Annotated in this window: 18 protein-coding genes and 2 tRNA genes; 8 read left to right on the top strand and 12 right to left on the bottom strand. The window is 29.5% G+C overall.

Annotated features, from left to right (window positions below; translation table 11 throughout):
• Positions 1-882, bottom strand: a complete 882-nt coding sequence (locus tag KCTC32516_RS10880; RefSeq protein ID WP_301400474.1) for a lysophospholipid acyltransferase family protein — start codon at positions 880-882, stop codon at positions 1-3.
• Between the two features lie 101 nt (positions 883-983).
• Between KCTC32516_RS10880 and KCTC32516_RS10875 the strand changes: the two genes are divergently transcribed.
• Positions 984-1,628, top strand: coding sequence for a rhomboid family intramembrane serine protease (locus KCTC32516_RS10875; protein ID WP_301400473.1), 645 nt, complete (start codon positions 984-986; stop codon positions 1,626-1,628).
• 37 nt (positions 1,629-1,665) lie between these two features.
• Here KCTC32516_RS10875 and KCTC32516_RS10870 read toward each other — a convergent pair.
• Both KCTC32516_RS10870 and KCTC32516_RS10865 read right to left on the bottom strand, forming a co-directional pair.
• Positions 1,666-1,738: transfer RNA gene (locus KCTC32516_RS10870), tRNA-Gly, on the bottom strand.
• Between the two features lie 160 nt (positions 1,739-1,898).
• A tRNA-Met gene (locus KCTC32516_RS10865) sits at positions 1,899-1,972 on the bottom strand.
• Positions 1,973-2,081: 109 nt separating this feature from the next.
• Between KCTC32516_RS10865 and KCTC32516_RS10860 the strand changes: the two genes are divergently transcribed.
• Together KCTC32516_RS10860 and KCTC32516_RS10855 are read left to right on the top strand one after the other, a co-directional pair.
• Complete coding sequence (locus tag KCTC32516_RS10860) at positions 2,082-2,465, top strand: START-like domain-containing protein (RefSeq protein ID WP_301400472.1); 384 nt, start codon at positions 2,082-2,084, stop codon at positions 2,463-2,465.
• A gap of 152 nt (positions 2,466-2,617) precedes the next feature.
• A complete protein-coding gene (locus tag KCTC32516_RS10855; RefSeq protein ID WP_301400471.1) occupies positions 2,618-3,454 on the top strand; it encodes an aminotransferase class IV in 837 nt (278 codons plus the stop codon).
• On the opposite strand, the gene KCTC32516_RS10850 is transcribed toward KCTC32516_RS10855, so the two are convergent.
• The 5 genes from KCTC32516_RS10850 to KCTC32516_RS10830 all read right to left on the bottom strand — a co-directional run bounded on the left by KCTC32516_RS10850 (position 3,451) and on the right by KCTC32516_RS10830 (position 7,937).
• Positions 3,451-4,008 carry a YqgE/AlgH family protein gene (locus KCTC32516_RS10850; protein ID WP_301400470.1) on the bottom strand — a complete coding sequence of 186 codons (558 nt, stop codon included), beginning with the start codon at positions 4,006-4,008 and terminating at the stop codon, positions 3,451-3,453. The two genes, KCTC32516_RS10855 and KCTC32516_RS10850, sit on opposite strands and share 4 nt — an antisense overlap.
• Positions 4,009-4,105: 97 nt before the next feature.
• Positions 4,106-4,378: an HU family DNA-binding protein gene (locus tag KCTC32516_RS10845; protein ID WP_301400469.1), complete on the bottom strand. Its 273-nt coding sequence runs from the start codon at positions 4,376-4,378 to the stop codon at positions 4,106-4,108.
• A 189-nt stretch (positions 4,379-4,567) separates the two neighbouring features.
• Positions 4,568-5,512 carry a methionyl-tRNA formyltransferase gene (gene fmt, locus KCTC32516_RS10840; protein ID WP_301400467.1) on the bottom strand — a complete coding sequence of 315 codons (945 nt, stop codon included), beginning with the start codon at positions 5,510-5,512 and terminating at the stop codon, positions 4,568-4,570.
• The gene (locus KCTC32516_RS10835) at positions 5,509-7,398 is read right to left on the bottom strand and encodes a RecQ family ATP-dependent DNA helicase (protein ID WP_301400465.1); all 1,890 of its coding nucleotides are present in this window, start codon (positions 7,396-7,398) and stop codon (positions 5,509-5,511) included. Before KCTC32516_RS10835 ends, fmt begins: the two co-directional genes overlap by 4 nt.
• On the bottom strand, positions 7,395-7,937 hold the full coding sequence (locus KCTC32516_RS10830; RefSeq protein ID WP_301400464.1) for an AAA family ATPase: 543 nt from the start codon (positions 7,935-7,937) through the stop codon (positions 7,395-7,397). Before KCTC32516_RS10830 ends, KCTC32516_RS10835 begins: the two co-directional genes overlap by 4 nt.
• Positions 7,938-8,021: 84 nt before the next feature.
• Between KCTC32516_RS10830 and KCTC32516_RS10825 the strand changes: the two genes are divergently transcribed.
• The 5 genes from KCTC32516_RS10825 to KCTC32516_RS10805 are packed head-to-tail and all read left to right on the top strand — an operon-like array spanning position 8,022 to position 13,087.
• A complete protein-coding gene (locus tag KCTC32516_RS10825) occupies positions 8,022-8,303 on the top strand; it encodes a DUF493 family protein (protein WP_301400462.1) in 282 nt (93 codons plus the stop codon).
• Between the two features lie 12 nt (positions 8,304-8,315).
• Positions 8,316-9,932, top strand: a complete 1,617-nt coding sequence (locus KCTC32516_RS10820) for a peptidylprolyl isomerase (RefSeq protein WP_301400460.1) — start codon at positions 8,316-8,318, stop codon at positions 9,930-9,932.
• Positions 9,925-10,785, top strand: coding sequence for a hypothetical protein (locus KCTC32516_RS10815; RefSeq protein WP_301400459.1), 861 nt, complete (start codon positions 9,925-9,927; stop codon positions 10,783-10,785). Before KCTC32516_RS10820 ends, KCTC32516_RS10815 begins: the two co-directional genes overlap by 8 nt.
• 55 nt (positions 10,786-10,840) lie before the next feature.
• Positions 10,841-12,130, top strand: coding sequence for a peptidylprolyl isomerase (locus KCTC32516_RS10810; RefSeq protein ID WP_301400458.1), 1,290 nt, complete (start codon positions 10,841-10,843; stop codon positions 12,128-12,130).
• Between the two features lie 3 nt (positions 12,131-12,133).
• Entirely contained in the window at positions 12,134-13,087 is a 954-nt protein-coding gene (locus tag KCTC32516_RS10805; RefSeq protein WP_301400457.1) for an AAA family ATPase, read from the top strand.
• A gap of 86 nt (positions 13,088-13,173) precedes the next feature.
• Here the strand turns inward: KCTC32516_RS10805 and KCTC32516_RS10800 are convergent, their stop codons facing one another.
• Genes KCTC32516_RS10800 through KCTC32516_RS10785 form a run of 4 tightly spaced genes read right to left on the bottom strand, consistent with a single transcriptional unit; the run spans position 13,174 to position 16,618 of the window.
• Complete coding sequence (locus tag KCTC32516_RS10800; protein WP_301400455.1) at positions 13,174-14,511, bottom strand: alpha-L-fucosidase; 1,338 nt, start codon at positions 14,509-14,511, stop codon at positions 13,174-13,176.
• A gap of 21 nt (positions 14,512-14,532) precedes the next feature.
• Complete coding sequence (locus tag KCTC32516_RS10795; protein WP_301400454.1) at positions 14,533-15,075, bottom strand: RsmD family RNA methyltransferase; 543 nt, start codon at positions 15,073-15,075, stop codon at positions 14,533-14,535.
• Positions 15,076-15,915 carry a DUF3822 family protein gene (locus KCTC32516_RS10790; protein WP_301400453.1) on the bottom strand — a complete coding sequence of 280 codons (840 nt, stop codon included), beginning with the start codon at positions 15,913-15,915 and terminating at the stop codon, positions 15,076-15,078. It lies immediately after the preceding gene.
• The gene (locus KCTC32516_RS10785; RefSeq protein WP_301400452.1) at positions 15,878-16,618 is read right to left on the bottom strand and encodes a hypothetical protein; all 741 of its coding nucleotides are present in this window, start codon (positions 16,616-16,618) and stop codon (positions 15,878-15,880) included. The genes KCTC32516_RS10790 and KCTC32516_RS10785 overlap by 38 nt, the downstream gene beginning before the upstream one ends.
• Positions 16,619-16,719 lie beyond the last annotated feature (101 nt).

Below are 16,719 nucleotides of genomic sequence, written 5' to 3'. Positions count from 1 at the left end.
TTAGTTGGGTGCTTTATCTTTATGTTTAAAACGTTTATGAGACCATAAATAATATGCAGGTTCTTCACGAATTAATTTTTCGGTAATTTTTAAATACTCGTCCATTATTTGATAATTTCCAAATTCTTTTGGAGTTGTTGTAATTGTTTTAAAATCAATTTCGTAATACCCTCTTTTTATTTTCCTACAACTAAAATTGATCACAGCACAATCAAATTTTTTAGCCAACATTTCTGCTCCAGTATGTATAGGGACTTTAACACCTAAAAACTCTTTCCAATAATATGTTTTTTCTACTTGAGGAGATTGATCGCTTAATAAGATATACAAACCTTGTCTTTTGTTTTTAATATTTTTCACCATGTATTTAATAAACTCAGATGTTTTAAAGCCAATCATTCCATATTTTGTTCTATTTTTCTTTATGGCTTTCTCAAAATATTTATTTTGAAGTTTTGTGTAAGCTGCAAATATTTCAATATTTAAAACAAATGGAAGAGAAATAACCCACTCCCAATTTGCATAATGTGATCCTAATAAAATAATACTTTTACCCTCTTTAGCAACTTCATTTGCCACTTCTGGGTTTATAAAGCGATACCTCTTTTTTAACTCTTCTTCACTAATAGAAAAACTTTTTATACTTTCTATAAACACATCAGTAAAATGTTTAAAAAAACGTTTCCTAATCAACTTTAACTCGGTATCTGATTTCGTAGGGAAAGACAATTTTAAATTGTCTAAAACAACCTTTTTTCGATAGCCAACTACGTAAAATAACAAATAATACAATCCGTCAGAAATGATATATAATACTCTGAAAGGGAGTTTAGAAAACAACCAAATTATGGGATACGATAAATAGAAAACAAGTTTGTGCATGCGTATTTTTGTATTGCAAATATCGGATTTAATTTTATTATAAAGAAGCCAATCTTTTAGATAGTTTTATGTTAAGTTTGTAGATAAATATATTATATAGAATGAATCAATTTGTATTAGGAATCATCATTGTCAATGTTTTAGTGTCAATTAAAGGATTTAATGAATATACTTTTTTAGATAAATATAAATTCCAAGTTGGAAAAATTGTAGGCGGAGAAAAAATAAGGATGCTTACTTCTGGGTTTTTACATGTAGATTGGATGCATCTTGGGTTTAACATGTATGCGTTGTATTTATTTGGCGGAATTGTTGCTGGAATCATGGGGAATATTTCTTTTTTAATTGTTTATTTTGGAAGTTTATTAGCCGGAAACATGTATTCAATGTATTATCATAAAAACGAACCATATTACAGCGCTGTTGGGGCATCTGGAGCGGTTTCTGGAGTTTTATATGCAGCAATTTTATTGTATCCAGACATGACATTAATGATGTTTCCGTTACCAATTCCAATTCCTGCGTATATTTTTGGAGTTGGATATTTATTGTATTCAATTTACGGAATGAAAAAACAATTAGGAAATGTTGGTCATTCTGCACATTTAGGAGGCACCATCGGTGGATTTGTAATTGCTTTGGTAATGATGCCAAATCTAATTTCGCAAAACACCTTAATGGTTGGTCTGTTGGCAATACCAATTGTACTATTATTACTTTTTGGAAAGAAACTGAAAGAATTATAAATAAAAAAAAGACTCCATAATTAAATGAAGTCTTTTGAGCGAAAGACCGGGTTCGAACCGGCGACATTCAGCTTGGAAGGCTGACGCTCTACCAACTGAGCTACTTTCGCGTGGTAAAGAGATGCAAATATAAGTTCATTTTTCTTTTTTGCAATAGAATATTACATAAAAATGAATAAAAAAATACGTCTAAAAGCTAACTTTCAGAAAATGAAATCAGTATAAAAAAGAAAAAACCCAAAACGAATTTGTTTTGGGTTTTTTTCTTTGTAGCGAGAACGAGATTTGAACTCGTGACCTCCGGGTTATGAATCCGACGCTCTAACCAACTGAGCTACCTCGCCATAATTATGCGGCTGCAAATATAACCTATTTTTGTTTTTTTACAAGCTAAGTTTTTAATTTTTTTAAAAAGGAATAAATACCTATATTGGCTTTCAAAGAAATTGAATAATGAGTAAAATTAAATTTGAACTAGAATTTCCTATTCATGCTTCACCAAGTATGTTATATACTTATTTTGCAACTCCCGCAGGATTAGAAGAATGGTTCGCTGATAAAGTAAATTCAAGAGGTAAATTAGTCACTTTTGTTTGGGATGGTGACGAAGAAAAAGCGGCTATTTTGTCAAATAAAAATGGTGAAAAGATGAAATATAAATGGGAAGAAAGCGAAGGAGATGAAACTTATTTTGAATTTAGAATCCAAGTTGACCCAATAACAAAAGATGTTTCTTTAATGGTTACCGATTTTGCAGATGGCGAAGATGAAGTGGAAGAGTCTAAAATGTTATGGGAAAACCAAATTGATGAATTAAAACAGACTATCGGAGCATAAATAAATTGAAATCATCTTAAAACACAAGTTGACTACCTTTAATAGATTAAATGAAACCAGTATATTTATTTTTACTGGTTTTTTTATGGAATTATAATCCAAATTTTAATGGTTTTAATGTAATTTTGTTTTTCAAATTTAAGAGGATATGTATGTTGAATTATAACGGCGATTTAATTGATAAAAATGATTTTTATGTTTCTGCAAACAACAGAGCGTTTAAATATGGAGATGCCATTTTTGAGACCGTTGCTATTATCAATAATAAGGTAGTTTTTTGGGAAGATCATTATTTTAGGTTGATGGCTTCTATGCGGATGTTGCGTATGGAAATTCCGTTAAAATTTACCTTAGAATTTATTGAACAAGAAATCTTAAAATCAATTCCGAATCATTTAGAAAATAAAAAGGTTCGTGTTCGATTGTCTGTGTATAGAAAAGATGGCGGATTGTACACGCCAAAAACGAATGAAGTTGATTATGTAATTGAAGTTTCTGAAAATTTATATCAAACAAAAAACACCTATCAAATAGATTTGTTTAAAGATTTTTATAATTACTCTGGATTACTTTCTACTATAAAAACTACCAACAGAATGTTAAATACCTTGGCAAGTATTTACATGCAAGAAAACGAATTAGACAATTGTGTGTTGTTAAACGAAAATAAAGGAATTGTAGAAGCAACAAATGCTAATATTTTTGTTGTTAAAGGAAACGAAATTAAAACTCCGGCATTAACAGAAGGTTGTATCAAAGGAATTGTCAGAAAAAAAGTGATAGAAATACTTCAAAAAAATAAAGATTTTACCTTGGTAGAAACTTCAATTTCTCCTTTTGAAATGCAAAAAGCAGACGAAATCTTTTTAACAAATTCTATTATCGGAATTCAGCCAGTTACAAAGTATCGTAAAAAAGAATTTAAAACAGAAATAGGAGAGAAGTTGTTGGCAACTTTAAAAGTGCAACAAATTATTTCTAAAGCTTAGTTTAATTGAATATCGCTTGGTGCATTTGCCCAAATCTTATATTTACCGCCTTTTTCTAGTAATTTATTTTTCCAAATAGTGGTATTATCCGTAGCAAAAATATTGGAGTAGTTATTTTCTGAAATAAACCAAGAATCGGTTTTCAATTCATCTACTAATTGATTGCTTTCCCAACCAGAATATCCTAAGAAAAAACGAATATCACTTGTTTTTAATTCTTGATTGTTTAACAACTCTTTTAAAGCATCAAAATTTCCACCCCAAAAAATACCATTTGCAACTTCTACGCAGTCTGGAATTAACTCAGGAACTTGGTGCACAAAATACAAATTGTCTTGCTCTACTGGTCCGCCTTGATATACAGGAAAAGCACAGTCTATTTCTGGAACCAAATCGTGTACGGTAAAACTTAAAGGTTTGTTTAAAATAAAACCAATAGAATTCTTTTTGGTGTGTTCCGTCAACAAAATTATCGATCTATTAAATGAGTTGTCATTTAAGATCGATGGTTCTGCAATTAACAATCTTCCTTTTTTTGGTAAAAGTGAATTCATAAAATAATTCTAAGGTTTTTAAATATAGCAACTTTTTAAGCAATAAAAAAACTCTCCTAAAAATTAGGAGAGTTTTTAAATACAATTTTTTGTATTCTTAGTTTACTGCACTACTTAATCCAGCACCTGCTTTAAACTTAACTACGTTTTTAGCAGCAATTTGGATAGTTTTTCCAGTTTGTGGGTTTCTACCAGTTCTAGCAGCTCTGTTAGATACTGACCAAGTTCCCCATCCAACTAAAGATACTCTTTCTCCGCCTTTTAAAGCTTTAGTAACGTTAGAAGTTAATGAGTCTAAGGCAGCTTTTGCTGCAGCTTTAGAAATTCCTGCGTCAGCAGCCATTGCATCGATTAAATCTGATTTGTTCATGATTTGTAATTTTTAAAAATTAATTGATCTAATATTTTCGCTTAACTAAGCTTAACAAATATAGCAGGAATAAGGGTTCGTGCAAGAAATGACCCTAAAAAACCTTGTTTTTGTTAATAAAAGAGGTGAAATTGTTAATAACCAAAGCAAAAAAACGGCTAAAATAACAGAAACCGCATCAATAAAGGGTTAAGCCATTTTTGAGTTGGATGAAAATTGGAAGCCATTTAACAGGTTTTGAGTCTCCATTTTCTTCTTTCCGGCCAGTTTTATTTCATCAATAATTAAATATCCGTTTAAAACGGCAACTTTTAAGGTTTTTTTTGTGCTTATTATGTTACCAACTGCATCAGTATGCTTTACAAATTCCTTAGAAACTTTATACAGCTTTGCGGTAGTTTCTATATCATTCGTATAAATAGTTGTCCAAGCTGCTGGATACGGATTTAATCCGCGTATTTTATTGTAGATATTTTCTAAACTATCTGTCCAATAAACTTTACAGTTATCAGGAAACAATTTATAAGCCGTTTTTTCTTCTAATTCTGGTTGTTTTTTTGGAGCAACATTGTCTTCCTTTATAAGTTGTACCGTTTCTAAAACCAAAGCTGCTCCTAAATACATTAATCGATCGTGCAATTCGCCAACAATTTCATCGTCTTTTATAGCAATTTCTTTTTGAAGAATGATTTCTCCTGTGTCAATTTTATCATCAATAAAGAATGTGGTTACACCCGTTTTTGTTTCACCATTAATAATAGCCCAATTAATTGGTGCAGCTCCGCGATATTCTGGTAATAAAGATGCGTGTAAATTAAAGGTGCCAAATTCTGGCATTTGCCAAACTACTTTTGGCAACATTCTAAAGGCAACAACAATTTGTAAATTGGCTTTTAATGCAGTTAATTCATCTATAAAATCTTGATTTTTAAGATTGGTTGGTTGTAAAACAGTTAAGTTTTGAGAAACGGCATATTTTTTAACGGCAGATTCGTTCAACTTTCGTCCTCTTCCAGCTGGTTTGTCTGGAGCAGTAATTACACCAACAACACTGTACTTGTTTTCTACTAAATGTTTTAAAATGGTGACTGCAAAATCTGGAGTTCCCATAAATACAATTCGTAAATCTCTCATTCGTTAAGGTGATATTGATTAAAATTATTGATGCTTATTTTTTCTTCGGATAAAAGCTGTTGCAAATTTACTAAAATGATGTCTTCTTTGCTTGAAATTTGTTCGCAGATTTCTTTTGAAGTTGCCGTTTTGTTTGATGATAAATACGCCATAATTTCTTTTGATACATCTTGATATACATTCTTGTTTGCTAAACAAACATCACAAATACCACATTTATTGAATTCTTTCTCGTTAAAATATTTTAAAACCTGGATGCTTCTACAAACAGCATCATTTTCAATAAAGGCAACTAAATCTGTAGCTTTTCTTATTTTTTGTTTGATGTATTTCTGAATATTTTTAGAAATGCTATTGATGGTTTTGTCATCTTCTCTGGGAACTAAAAAATAGAGTTCAGCATTTTCAGTTGCTTTTTTATACGTTATTAATTCCTCGGTTTCTAATTTTGTAAGAATGGTAACCACTTGCCTAGAAAGTAAATGTGCTTTTTTTGCCAACCAAAATTCATTGATTTTTGTTTCTTGCTCAAAAATTCCACCATAACTTCTCAACAACAACTGAATCAATTTTGTGGTATTAGAATCTGATTTCGAATAGTTTAAAACACGATTGCTACTTGTTAAAAATTGTACCGTAGACTTTTTATCATAACTGTCAGAAATTTGAAGTATTCCGTTTGCTTCTAATAAATTAATAGTTGTTGCTACTTTGTTTGCGGGTATTTTATATTTATCAGAAAATTTAAGAAGATTGAACTCAAATACTTCTTCATTAATTTCTCCATTTGCAATTTGAAAGTGCGAAAAAATACTTTTGTAAATGTGTTTAATTTCTGCAATTGTAGGAAAAGCATTTTCTAATCGTTCTTTATAAATACGAATATCATTCTTATTAACGAGCACAGCAGAAAAAGCTTTTTTACCATTTCTGCCAGCTCTTCCAGCTTCCTGAATGTAATTTTCGATGCTATTTGGCAACTCTAAATGGATGACAACTTTTACATTGTCTTTATCGATTCCCATTCCAAATGCATTTGTTGCTACAATAATGGGTGTTTTTTCAGAAATCCAATTGTCAAAAGCTTCTTGTTTATTTGCAGCTGATAATCCGCCGTGATAAAAACTCGCTTTAAAATGATTTGCATTTAAAAAACTTGCAATTTCTTTGGTTTTATTTCTACTACTTACATACACAATAATTGGCGCTTTTGTTTTTGTGCAGATTTGTAAAAGGCGCCCTAATTTATCTTCCAAAGAAAAAATTTGATAGGCTAAGTTATCTCTGTAAAAAGATTTTTTAAAAACAATTGCATCCTTAATTTCTAAACTATTGGCAATATCATCAATGACTTCTTTTGTTGCAGTTGCTGTTAATGCAATAACTGGAGTTGTGGGTTTTAATTCTTTTAAAATTTTAATGTTTCTGTACGATGGTCTAAAATCGTGTCCCCATTCAGAAATACAATGTGCTTCATCAACCGCAATTAAATTAATATCTAATTGCTTAATTTTTTCTTGAATAAATGGCGATTGCAATCTTTCTGGTGAGAGATATAAAAACTTATAATTCCCAAATCTAATATTATCAAACAAAGTAATTAAATCGTCTTGTGAAGTGCCAGAAGCAATTGTAAAGGCTTTAATCCCTTTGTTATTTAAACTATCAACTTGATCTTGCATTAAAGCGATAAGTGGAGAAACAACAATGCAAATTCCGTCTTTTACCAAAGCAGGAATTTGAAAACAAATAGATTTTCCGCCGCCAGTTGGTAATAATACGATTGTATTCTTATTTTCTAGAACGGCATTAATAATTTTATCTTGTGGTTCTCTAAACGAATGATGATTCCAATACTTTTTTAATATTTCTAAAGCAGTATTCATAAATCATTTTTAATGGCATCTAAAATATAGTTGGTCCGTTCTTGAATTGTTCCAAAAGGTACAATACTAATTTTATATCCAATTTGTTGGTATGTTTTTTTTAAGTGATGATAAATTTTAACAGCTTCTTCAAAACTTTCATATCGTTCGTTATCAGAAGTATAAATCTCTTTCCAAGGCGGAAGCATAAATACTTTTGTGTATAAATGTGTCGTACTTTTTTCGATAAAATGTGGTGGGTAATCCGTATTAAAAAATTCTAAATATGCGTGTACATCTGGAATTCCACGATCAAAAAAAACAACTTTTTCTGTTGATTTGTTGGCGTCTAAAAATTGTTTTTCTCTTCCTTCTAACAACAAATTGCTAAACAACAACGGATCAGTTAAAAATAACTGATCGATTCCTTTTTTTTGAGCCTCTAAAGTAACTTCTCTAGAAATTTCTGGTTTGCAATGGAACCCTCTAGAAATTAATTCGTTTAAAACAGAAGATTTCCCTGTTCCTGGTCCGCCAATAAGTACTATTTTTTGTTGCATTCAGCAAAAATAAAAGAATCTGATTATAAAAATAATAATATAGTGTAATTTTGCAGTAATAATAAAAAAGATAAAATTAGCAACATGTCTAAAAAAGAAGATTTTTATTTAAAACTAAAAGATAGTTTAGAGGCAACAACTAAATTTCCATCAGAATATTTATATAAATTTATCGTTCCTGCAAAAGGAAATCATTTTATGGAAGTTGAAGATGTTTTTAAAAATAAGCTAATTAAAATAGCTTCAAAAGAATCTAAAAATGGTAAATACGTTAGTCTTTCTATAAGAATTGAATTAAGTTCTGCTGATGAAGTAATATCTTATTATAGAAAAGCAGAAAAAATTGAAGGAATTATCTCTCTATAAATTAAAATACACATGAAGATTAAAATTATTACAATCTTATTTATAGCAACTTATTTTGTTTCTTTTGCACAGAAAAATACTGATGAATTGTTTCGTGTTGATGGCACAAAAGTATCTGTATTAGAATTTAAAAAGGTGTACGAGAAAAATTTAAATATTGTTCAAGATGAAAATCAAAAAAAGATCAAAGAAAATTTAGATTTATTTATCAATTTTAAATTAAAATTAAAAGAAGCATATCGATTAAAATTAAATGAAACGAAAAGGTATAAAAGAGAAATAGAAACCTATAAAAATCAGTTAATTTCACCATATTTACAAGACACAACGTATTTGTCTACATTGGTAAAAGATGCCTATTATAGAACAAAATACAAGGTTAATGTGAGTCATGTTTTAGTAAAAGTTGATAGAAATGCAACTCCTGCAGATACTTTAATAGCGTATAATAAAATACAGAAAGCAAGAAAAGAAGTACTTTCTGGGAAAGATTTTGATAAAGTTGCGCTTGCGTATTCTGATGATCAATCAGTAAAAAATAATTTGGGAAATGTAGGTTATTTTACTGCTTTTAGAATGGTGTATCCTTTTGAAAATAATGCATATAAAACAAAAATTGGTGAGATTTCTGAACCTTTTAAAACGAGTTATGGATATCATTTTTTAAAAGTAAATGATTTACAATTGTCTGATGGAGAAGTAGAAGTAGCACATTTGTTAATTACAGATCAATCTAAGAAAGGAAAAATATTAGTTGATAGTATTTATACAAGTTTAAAAAATGGTGCAAATTTTGAGCAATTAGTTTTAAAATATTCTAAGGACAAAAGTACTGTTTTAAGCGAAGGAAAACTACCTAAATTTGGTATTGGCACAATGGTAAAACCATTTGAGGTAGCATCTTTTAAGTTGAAAAACACAAACGATATTTCAATGCCTTTTAAAACGCAATACGGTTGGCACATTGTTAAATTATTAAAAAAATATCCTGTTAAATCATTTAAAAAAATGAAAAATGAATTGACAAAAAAAGTGAAAGCAAGCGGCGGCGCAAGAATGTCTGATTTACATGTTTTACAAAGGTTAAAAAGCGAATATAAGATTGTAGAATTTGAAAAAACTAAAGCTGTTTTTAATTCAGAAGGAATTAGAGCTTCTAATAAAGACACTTTACAGCAAGTAATTTTATCAATAAATAACAAAAAGATTAAGCAAGCAGCATTTTTTGATTATATAAGGAACAGAAGACACAAATCTATTGCTGTTCTTTTTAATGATTTTAAGAACGAAGAAGTGCTTACTTATTTTAAAGAGCATTTAAAATTTACAGAACCAGAGTTTGCTAACACATTACAGGAATACCAAGATGGTTTAATTGTATTTGATTTTATGCAACAAAAAGTTTGGGACAAATCAACAAAAGATAGTGTAGGATTAAAAAACTATTTTTATAAAAATAAATCGAAATATTCTTTTAAAGAATTGTCTAATAATAAAGGACAAGTAATGAATGATTATCAAGAATTTTTAGACAAAGAATTAATTGCAACTTTACGCAAAAGATATCCAGTAATTATAAAGAAGAGAACTTTAAAAAAACTCATAAAACAATACGCTTCTCATGAATAAAAAACTTGTTTATTTTTTTTTGTTAACAGCTTTTTCTTCCTGTCAATTTTTTGATTTCGGCAAGAAAGAAAATACCCGAAAAAATCCAATTGCAAGTATCAATAACAATTACTTATATAGTAAAGACATTGAGTCTTTAATTCCTAAAAATATATCTAAAAACGATAGTATTTTAATTGTTAAAAGCATTATAAACAATTGGGCTGTACAAGAATTGCTAAAGCAAAAAGCAGAAGAAAATTTAACCTTACAAGAAAATGAAACGTACAATAAACTGGTACAAGACTACAAAGAAAGTTTGTTGATAAATGGGTATAAAGAACGCTTAATTCAACAACAATTAGACACTGTAATTTCTGAAGATGAAATAGGTGAATATTACGATGCTAACAAAGTAAATTTTAGATTAAATGAAGAGCTTATTAAAATAAAATATCTTCATTTTGGAAATAATTTATTAGATCAGAAAGAAATCATAAAACACTTTAAATCGGATAAGGAAGAAGATTTAATTGCCTTAGAAAATCAAGAGTTAAACTTTAAAGCAATCAACCTAAATGATTCTACTTGGATTAAATTAGAAGATGTTTTGTTAAAAATTCCAAAATTTAAAGAAGAACCAAGAGAATATTTGTTAAAAAAAACCAAATACATACAAAAAAAAGATTCTTTAGGGTTATATTTGGTGGCTGTAAAAGATGTTTTAAAAAGGAACGATATTGCACCTATAAACTATATCACCCCAACCATAAAACAACTAATTTTACACAAAAGAAAACTAGAATTAATTAGAGATATAGAAAAAACGTTACTTAACGATGCAATTCAGAACAAAAACTTTAAAGAGTATTAATAGCCCAGTATTTATTTTCATAATGGTGTTGTTTACAATAACAGCACAAGCACAAATGAATAAAATAGATGGAGTAGATGTTGTAGTAGGAAAAAATGTAGTATTAAGCTCAGATATTGCAAAATTTAAATTAGATATAGAACAACGTAGTGAAGGAAAAATTAAAATTTCTGACTGCGAAATGTTAGAACAATTAATGTTACAAAAACTACTTTCTCACCATGCAGTTATTGATAGTGTATTGGTAACAGAAACTGAAGTAAACTCTGCTGTAGATAGAAACTTAGCTTATTTTACACAACAGTTTGGTTCGATAGAAAAAGTTGTTAAAGAATATGGATTCAACGATTTAAAAGATTTAAGAACAGAACTTTTTTCTATAGAAAAAGAAAATGCATTAGTAGCAAAAGAGCAACAAAAAATTAATGAAGGAATTGATGTAACACCAGAAGAAGTTAGAATTTACTACAACGGTTTAAAAAACAAAAATGAGCTTCCAGAGTTTCAGGCTGAGATAGAATTGTCGCAAATTGTTCTTTATGCAACCCCAACAAAAGAAGAAATAGATAGAGTTATTAAAAAACTATCTAAACTTAAAAAAGAAATTGAAGCTGGTGCAAGTTTTAAACTGAAGGCAGTTTTAAATTCAGACGATCCTTCTGCAGCCCAAAATGGTGGACAAATGTCGGTTACAAAAGATAGTCAGTTTATTAAAGAGTTTAAGGAAGTTGCTTTTTCGTTAGATGTTGGTCAAGTTTCTGAGCCGTTTAAAACACTATTTGGGTATCATATTATTCAACTTCACGAAATAAAGGGTAAAACAAGAATTGTCTCTCATATCTTAATTCAACCAGAAATTTTAGATTCTAAAATTCAGGAAATAAAAGAAAAAATAGAAAAAATAAGAAAAGATATTATTGATGGAAAAATTACTTTTGAAGAAGCTGTCTTAAAATATTCTGAAGACAAAGACACTAAAAACAGTGAAGGAATGATTGTTAATCCTTATACAAATGAAACTCGCTTCGACTTAACAAGAATGGACCCTTCATTGTATGCGCGAGTTATCAATACTAAAAAAGGAGAAATTACTGATCCTTTTTATGACGAAACTCAGCAGGGCGAAAAAATGTATAAAATTATCTTGATGAAAGATAGAACACTTACACATAAAGCAGATTTAGTAAATGATTATGTTAAGGTTCAAAAATTAGCATTACAAAAGAAAAAAGAAGAGAACATTACCAAATGGGCTAAAAATAAAATAGAAGACACATATATTAAAATTAGCGATAAATATAATAAGTGTGTGTTTCAAAAAAATTGGAAAAAAGAAAACGAGTAATTAATGTCTGATGTAGCTGCAATTGAACAATTAGTAGAGAAAACAAAGCTGCTAAAAAAAGAAATCTCAAAAGTAATTGTTGGTCAAACTGATGCAGTTAACTATGTATTACTTTCTGTTTTTTGTGGTGGACATTCGTTGTTAATTGGTGTTCCAGGCTTGGCAAAAACCTTGTTGGTTCATACAGTTTCTGATACTTTAGGATTGAATTTTAAAAGAATTCAATTTACTCCAGATTTAATGCCTTCAGATATTTTAGGAAGCGAAATTTTAGATGAAAACAGAAAATTTACGTTTATTAAAGGCCCCATTTTTAGCAATATTATTTTAGCTGATGAAATAAATAGAACGCCGCCAAAAACGCAAGCCGCTTTATTAGAAGCGATGCAAGAACGTTCAGTTACAGTTGCAGGTCATCATTATAAATTAGAATTGCCATTTTATGTGTTGGCTACTCAAAACCCAATTGAGCAAGAAGGAACCTATCCGTTGCCAGAAGCGCAATTAGATCGTTTTATGTTTTCTATTCATTTAGAATACCCCTCTTTTGCAGAAGAAGTAGCAGTTGTAAAAAATACTACTTCAAATAAAGTAAATGAAGTAAATTCAATATTTTCTAGTCAAGAAATTTTAGATGTTCAGCAATTAATTAGAAAAATTCCTGTAGCAGATAATGTGGTTGAATATGCTGTTTCTTTGGTGAGTAAAACAAGACCAAAAGAAGCCAGCGCAACTGATTTTGTAAAAAACTATATAGATTGGGGAGCAGGACCAAGAGCTTCACAAAATTTAATTTTAGCAGCAAAAGCACATGCCGCAATTAACGGGAAATTTTCTCCAGATATTGAAGATGTAAAAGCTGTTGCAATTCCAATTTTATCACACAGAATTGTGAAAAATTACAAAGCAGAAGCAGAAGGAATTACCATAGATAAAATAATTACCTCTTTACTTTAAATAATGAAACCTAAGAAATTATATATCATTGCAATTATTGTATTTGTAGTATCATTTTTACTTACAACACTGCTGCTTAAAGGTATTTAATTACTTTCTATCGCTTTAACTTCTTCGCTGTACAAATCAACTTTTCCTTGTAAAAGAATCGCAATTACAGTAACGTCTTTATCTTGCACTTTTTCTGGTAAATCAATATACAACAACCCAGGAACTGTACTCCAATATTGTTTTCCGACAACTTTATGAGATAATTTTGTGCCATTGCCAACAACCCAGATTCTATTCACTTTATTCTTTAAACCTTTGATTAATAAGGGACCGTTTGGTTTATTATCAACATACAAATACAATGTTGTTTTGTCTTTAGACAATGCTGTGTAGCCATTAAAATGCTCTTTTGGAATTCCAGCTCTTGTTTCGTAAATAGCTTCTTTATGTTTGTTTGTCCAACGCCCAATTCCTTTTAAAAGCTCAACTTGTTTTTCTGGAACTGTTCCGTCTGGTTTTGGAGCGATGTCTAATAATAAATTCCCGCCCATACTGATACAATCTACTAAAATTCTAATAAGTTGATTTGCTGTTTTGTAATTTGTGTCGTTTGGTTGATAGCCCCAAGAATTGTTCATGGTCATACACAATTCCCAAAAACTATTCAACGGTTTTGTAATCGGAATACCTTGTTCTGGCGTTGCGTAATCTCCGTAACCTTGCAATCTTGAATTGATAAATGTATGTGGGTTTTTCTTTAATAATAATTGTCTAATTTCTTTCGCTTTCCATTTATCTGCTGATTGTTCCCAATCGCCATCAAACCAATACAAATCTGGATTGAACTTTGTCAATTCATAGAGTTGCCCGAAATTAAATTTGGTAAACGAATTCCATTTTTTATCATCTTTGGTATATTTCGTTTTTGTTCTTGTAAAATTTGGATAATCAGGGTGCGACCAATCTAACAACGAAAAATACAAGCCAACTTTTAAGTTTTCTTTTCGAGCGGCGTTTACAAAAGGTGTAATTAAATCTCGTTTAGCGGGTGTTTTCTTCACAACACTCAAATCGTTTTGTTTTGTGTCCCAAAGGGCAACTCCATCATGATGTTTTGTGGTAATAACAGTATATTTTGCGCCACTTTCTTTAATAAGTTTAGCCCATTTTGTAGGATTATAATTTTTAGCTGTAAATCCGTTTAACTGTTTCATATAATCTGTATATGAAATATAATTGTTGTAAAAAGACCAAGATTCATCGATTCCGTTCACAGCGTAAATTCCCCAATGAATAAAAATACCGAGTTTTGCATCTTTAAACCAAGCCAATCGATCTTCTTTAGGAATTTCTGTAGTTTGAGCGTTTGCTTTAAAATTTTGAGTTAAAAGGAAAGCAATTAAAATAAGTAGCATTTTCTTTTGAGAATTCATTCTAAGATAGGATTTAAAAGATTACTCAAGATACTCAAAAAAACTAAATACATTTCCGCCATACTTTTTAGCATAACTAAAATTTGGATGTGTAGAAATATCGGTATGCTTCGAATGTTCTATAATTAACAAACCATCGTCATTTAAAAGTTTTCTATCAAAAATAATTTCAGCGATTTTTAAAAACTGTTCCCTTTCAAAATCATAAGGTGGATCAGCAAAAAAAATATCTGCTTTCAAAGGTGTTTTTTCTAAAAATTTATAGACATCACTTTTGTAAGTATTTATGTTTAAATCGAGCTCTTTAGAAATGGTATTGATGTATTTTACACAACCAAAGTGTTGATCTATACTGTAGATAGATTGTGTTCCTCTAGAGGCAAATTCGAAACTAATATTTCCGGTTCCGGCAAATAAATCAATGACATCAACATTTTCGAAGTAATAATTGTTGTTAATGATATTAAACAAAGATTCTTTTGCCATATCTGTAGTTGGTCTTACAGGTAAGTTTTTAGGAGCAGACAATCTTTTTCCTTTGTGTTTTCCAGAGATAATTCTCATTTATGGGAGCGTTGTATAATGTGAATGATTAGAAATGTCTTCCTCTTCATCAAAGAAAGGAATATTTAGTTTGATAAAAGCTGCATTTCTAATGTATTGATATGTAATGTGATAAATTTCTGAATCCTTTTCTACATCGCCAATAAAATATAATAAAAATGTTTCTGGATTTAATTTTAATTGCTCAGCTGTAAATAAAATGTAGTAAATAAAATCTTCTTTTGTATTGAAAGAAAATGAATTGTAGAACAATAATTTTGAATTTTCAATCACTACAATATCAAAATTAGTAGTAGCAACATTTACAAAAAATTGCTTTTTTGTATTGTTTTTAGAATGTAAAATTAATTTATCTATCAATACTGTTGCATGATGCTTGTAATCAAACTCGCCAAATTGCTGAAAGAAATAATTATTAATGTTGATGTACGGAACATACACGTTTTTAACGTCAAGTTGGGTTAAACTATCAAATGCTATAAAATCGTTTGTGAGTGTTTTTATGTTGTAATCTAAGTACAATTGCAACTCATTTTCATTAAACAATGCAGCAGGAACAAGTGTAGATAAATTATTTTGATGAATGATGGTAACGGTTTCAAACTCTTGTTTTAAAACGGAATAATCGTTAAATAATTTTTCAATTTTTGACAATAGCAACTCTGGTGTTGCAACAGAATTTTCAAAAGTATGCGTAGTAAAATGCTGTAATTCCTTGGTTGTAGAATTACAGATGCAAAAAGAAAATCCATCCAAACTAAATTGGATGGATATTTCTTTTCTATAATTGTCTTTTATAATTTTATTTATCGTCTTTTGTCGCACGATCATTTTTATCATAAGATGGTGGCCAGTTACCTCCAGTTGTTACTTCGTTTAAAGAACCTACAGAAATAAATTCACCTTTAATTTCGTCTGAAGTTCTTGCTTCTAATTCTTGTTTTACTAAAGAAGGATCCATCCCTTTTAAAACATCAATTTTGTTTGCTTTAGCAAAAAACACATCTACTTGTATTCCCGTAAATTTTTCTATTGTTGCAGTTTCTACAGAAAACTCTTTATCAGTTCCTGGAACTTTAGCCATGTTTTTATAATCTCTACCTGTAAATCTATCTAAAACAGGTTCGTAACCAATAGTATCAGTTATTCTCTTTTCTACAGGCACCATTATTTTTTGCCACTTAGTTCCTTTGTTTACCATTTCTACAACAGTTGTTGTATTTGTCAATGCTAATTGAGCAGTATCTATAAACTGAATTAAACCGCTAATACTTTTAGAATATGTACCAGTTACTTCTTTGTGTGCAATTTCTGCATCTCGGATCATTTTTAATTGATCAATAACCTTAGCGTAAACAACTTTTTTGTTTTTGTGAAAATTAATTGGTTTCATAATACCATCATATATTTTCCAAGTTATAAAGATTGCTAACACTAGCAAAACTATAGAAACTATAGGTTTTAGTTTTAATGGAAGGTATTTTACAATTAAAAATGCAACAGCACCAGTAACAATAATAGCGGCAATAATAGTAATTAACATTAGTATAGTTTTTAAATGAGTATTCGCAAATCTACAATTTTTTTTTAATGATAAAAATTTTTATGCATAAATCAATTCCTATATTTGAAATTTGAAATTTT

It is taken from the genome of Polaribacter huanghezhanensis (genome assembly GCF_030444335.1).
Classification (GTDB): domain Bacteria; phylum Bacteroidota; class Bacteroidia; order Flavobacteriales; family Flavobacteriaceae; genus Polaribacter; species Polaribacter huanghezhanensis.
Note: the sequence above shows the minus strand (reverse complement) of the source record. Positions and strands in the feature narration are given on the sequence as shown.

Coding starts and splice junctions, on each gene's coding strand:
- KCTC32516_RS10880 (WP_301400474.1), bottom strand. CDS start 882: ATGCACAAACTTGTTTTCTATTTATCGTATCCCATAATTTGGTTGTTT.
- KCTC32516_RS10875 (WP_301400473.1), top strand. CDS start 984: ATGAATCAATTTGTATTAGGAATCATCATTGTCAATGTTTTAGTGTCA.
- KCTC32516_RS10860 (WP_301400472.1), top strand. CDS start 2,082: ATGAGTAAAATTAAATTTGAACTAGAATTTCCTATTCATGCTTCACCA.
- KCTC32516_RS10855 (WP_301400471.1), top strand. CDS start 2,618: ATGTTGAATTATAACGGCGATTTAATTGATAAAAATGATTTTTATGTT.
- KCTC32516_RS10850 (WP_301400470.1), bottom strand. CDS start 4,008: ATGAATTCACTTTTACCAAAAAAAGGAAGATTGTTAATTGCAGAACCA.
- KCTC32516_RS10845 (WP_301400469.1), bottom strand. CDS start 4,378: ATGAACAAATCAGATTTAATCGATGCAATGGCTGCTGACGCAGGAATT.
- fmt (WP_301400467.1), bottom strand. CDS start 5,512: ATGAGAGATTTACGAATTGTATTTATGGGAACTCCAGATTTTGCAGTC.
- KCTC32516_RS10835 (WP_301400465.1), bottom strand. CDS start 7,398: ATGAATACTGCTTTAGAAATATTAAAAAAGTATTGGAATCATCATTCG.
- KCTC32516_RS10830 (WP_301400464.1), bottom strand. CDS start 7,937: ATGCAACAAAAAATAGTACTTATTGGCGGACCAGGAACAGGGAAATCT.
- KCTC32516_RS10825 (WP_301400462.1), top strand. CDS start 8,022: ATGTCTAAAAAAGAAGATTTTTATTTAAAACTAAAAGATAGTTTAGAG.
- KCTC32516_RS10820 (WP_301400460.1), top strand. CDS start 8,316: ATGAAGATTAAAATTATTACAATCTTATTTATAGCAACTTATTTTGTT.
- KCTC32516_RS10815 (WP_301400459.1), top strand. CDS start 9,925: ATGAATAAAAAACTTGTTTATTTTTTTTTGTTAACAGCTTTTTCTTCC.
- KCTC32516_RS10810 (WP_301400458.1), top strand. CDS start 10,841: ATGAATAAAATAGATGGAGTAGATGTTGTAGTAGGAAAAAATGTAGTA.
- KCTC32516_RS10805 (WP_301400457.1), top strand. CDS start 12,134: ATGTCTGATGTAGCTGCAATTGAACAATTAGTAGAGAAAACAAAGCTG.
- KCTC32516_RS10800 (WP_301400455.1), bottom strand. CDS start 14,511: ATGAATTCTCAAAAGAAAATGCTACTTATTTTAATTGCTTTCCTTTTA.
- KCTC32516_RS10795 (WP_301400454.1), bottom strand. CDS start 15,075: ATGAGAATTATCTCTGGAAAACACAAAGGAAAAAGATTGTCTGCTCCT.
- KCTC32516_RS10790 (WP_301400453.1), bottom strand. CDS start 15,915: ATGATAAAAATGATCGTGCGACAAAAGACGATAAATAAAATTATAAAA.
- KCTC32516_RS10785 (WP_301400452.1), bottom strand. CDS start 16,618: ATGTTAATTACTATTATTGCCGCTATTATTGTTACTGGTGCTGTTGCA.